The 2,578-nt window shown below is 42.4% G+C and carries 2 protein-coding genes and 1 pseudogene; 2 read left to right on the forward strand and 1 reads right to left on the reverse strand.

Features of this window, described 5'->3' with window-relative positions:
- Nucleotides 1-92: 92 nt before the first annotated feature.
- Nucleotides 93-1,061: pseudogene (locus tag QTO06_RS25125) on the forward strand (IS30-like element ISVa6 family transposase).
- Nucleotides 1,062-1,098: 37 nt separating this feature from the next.
- Here QTO06_RS25125 and QTO06_RS25130 read toward each other — a convergent pair.
- Nucleotides 1,099-1,824 (reverse strand): hypothetical protein, encoded by a 726-nt coding sequence (locus tag QTO06_RS25130; RefSeq protein ID WP_331410315.1) that lies wholly within the window; start codon nucleotides 1,822-1,824, stop codon nucleotides 1,099-1,101.
- 235 nt (nucleotides 1,825-2,059) lie between these two features.
- On the opposite strand from QTO06_RS25130, the gene QTO06_RS25135 reads away from it, so the two are divergent.
- Complete coding sequence (locus QTO06_RS25135; protein WP_331410316.1) at nucleotides 2,060-2,332, forward strand: hypothetical protein; 273 nt, start codon at nucleotides 2,060-2,062, stop codon at nucleotides 2,330-2,332.
- Nucleotides 2,333-2,578: the final 246 nt, after the last annotated feature.

The raw sequence follows: 2,578 nt of genomic DNA on the forward strand, positions 1-2,578 counted from the left end.
CTTGGATTCAAGTACGAAGTGCGACACCTCTGAACATAAAAACAGTGAGATGCGATAATCATGAAGTTTGCTCCCGCCAAGAAGTAAAAAACATGAAATACACGCACCTCACTGAGAACGAAAGGTATATGATTTCTGCGCTCAGAAAGCAAGGAATTAGTACCGCTAAAATAGCTAAACAACTGGGGCGTCACAAAGCCACTATCTATCGAGAAATTGAACGCAACTCCCGATACAACAGACACTTTAAAAGGTACTCCTATCAGGCATGGAGAGCCCAACAGATGGCTCGCAACCGGCTGAGCCGATCGCGCAGAAATAAGCGCTACAGCGAAATCGACTTCAGGTTACCTGAAGCCTTGCTACGACTGGATTGGAGTCCTGACCAAATCGTCGGATACCTGAGGGTAAGAGGCTATCCAACAATGAGCCACGAGCTCATTTATCAGCATATTTGGAACGACAAAACTCTCGGTGGAACCCTATGGAAACATCTACGCCAATCCACTAAGAAAAGGCGTAAAAGGTATAACTCAAAAGACAGCCGAGGTCGGCTGGCAGCAAAGCGTCATATTACCGAAAGACCTGCAAAAGCTGAGCATCGAAAAGAGCCTGGTCATTGGGAAATTGATACCGTCGTTGGACGCGGAACCAAGCACTGTATCGTGACTTTAGTCGACAGAATGACTGGCTACACTTTTATTGGGCAAATGGACGATAGAACAAGCGAGTCGCTCAACGTAAGAATGAGCAAAATCATGACCCGCTCTGACTTACCTTTTAAGACGATAACTGCGGATAACGGCACTGAATTTCATGGTTATGCGTAACTAGAAAAACATCATAACTGTCTGTTTTACTTTGCAAATCCATACCACTCATGGGAGCGAGGTACTAATGAAAACACCAATGGCTTGATACGACAATACTTACCAAAACGAACTTCTATGTCTCACGTAACACAGAAGCTCTGCAATGAAATTGCACACAAATTAAATACGCGCCCACGCAAAAGACTTGGGTATAGGACACCAACGGAGTATATTCATGCGCATCTGTAGAAAGTGTCGCACTTCAAACTTGATACTAAGTGCACTTTCACACGATTTCAACTTTGCCTGACCCTATATACAAAGACAACGCTCTAGCCACCGACACAAATTGTTGGTCAGATAACATCTTTAAATGCTTAAGTTTCTTACCTGTCTTCTTTGGCCGCTCAGGATAAAATCTAGTTAAGCGATTTAATTTAAAGTCCTGGCCAATATTGAGGGATGGTTCTTTGCAGCAAATGATAAAAAACACGACTTTGCCAACAACTAATGTAGTGACTTGTGTATTCCTACGCAGCCCATCGAGTTCATTTGGTGCATTTGGGTGTGTTTTTAGAAAAGCAGTCTCTCGACTATACAATGCGGTAGTATCTAAGCCATGCCTTGCGGCATACACTTTATAGTGTTTAGGAAAAACTCGATTACGCTCGAACAAATGGCACTCTTCTTTGCTCGTTACAACAGATTCATTGTCGGTTTGCTCTGCAACCATGTTTTTCATAATTAACCAAGTTGTTAGCTCTTTTAACTCTTTGTTTGTAAAAAATTTATCACAATCACCAAAAGCTCCCAGTAAGATCGGTTTAATACTTTCTTCAATAGAACTCATCCACCCGCCATTACAGGTACGACAAACAACTCGATATTTTTTAGTCATTACGTCGCCAGAGCGAACATTCATTTTAAATTGGTTGTCTTCGTTATTGCCTAACCCGTAAGCTGCTCCCTCTTGGTATTTAGCATTCGTATCTTTTTCAGATAGTTTGTTCAACCAATTTGGCCAAGATGCTCTTTTGAGATCCCGCCTTGGTTACCACAGAAAATACATTCTTTTTGTGCCATAAAACCTCTCGTGCACTTAACGCCCTGCTAAGGGGGGAGCAACGCAATACCGAAGCCGCCGCAAACCCAAAGCGTTAATTTTAAGTCACTTTAAACTTTGCAAACAATAAACTTTATGTGTTTTGATGCACTTAAGTTGGGCGTAGTCTAAAAGCGGCTAGTCAATGAAACCACGTGGAACAAACAACGCCGCAGAAAACGAACTCACAACACCAAAAAGCGCTTTTGGAAAACCAATCTCACAATGCGGACTTTCAACAAAGCCACTGAAACCACATGAACTTACCACACCAGAGAAAACGCTATTTCAGCGAGTAGATCGGCTTTTGTACCAACAAACTCAACGAGCAGAGTTTCAGCAAAAAAGTTCGAATCAGGTAACCAAAAAATTGCCGCACCAAAAAACAAATCAACCGTTGAAACGATGCCAATTTTAAATTTTCACCACGCTAGTTAACACTGAAATTGAACGCCGATACGACAATTTCAACTTTGAGCTTTTACCACTAAATCTTGCGATATAGCTGCGTTTTTCCTCTTGCAAACTAACGCCCTGTTAAGGGGTGAGCAACGCAATACCGAAGTCGCCGCATACCGCCTTAAACACTAAAACCAACGCATGATGAAAATGCCACGCGTTGCGAATCCCTCTTGAACAGTTTGTTATGTGTTGTTGCTGGAAC

Origin of the sequence: Vibrio sp. M260121 (genome assembly GCF_036533715.1) — a bacterium.
GTDB lineage: Bacteria > Pseudomonadota > Gammaproteobacteria > Enterobacterales > Vibrionaceae > Vibrio.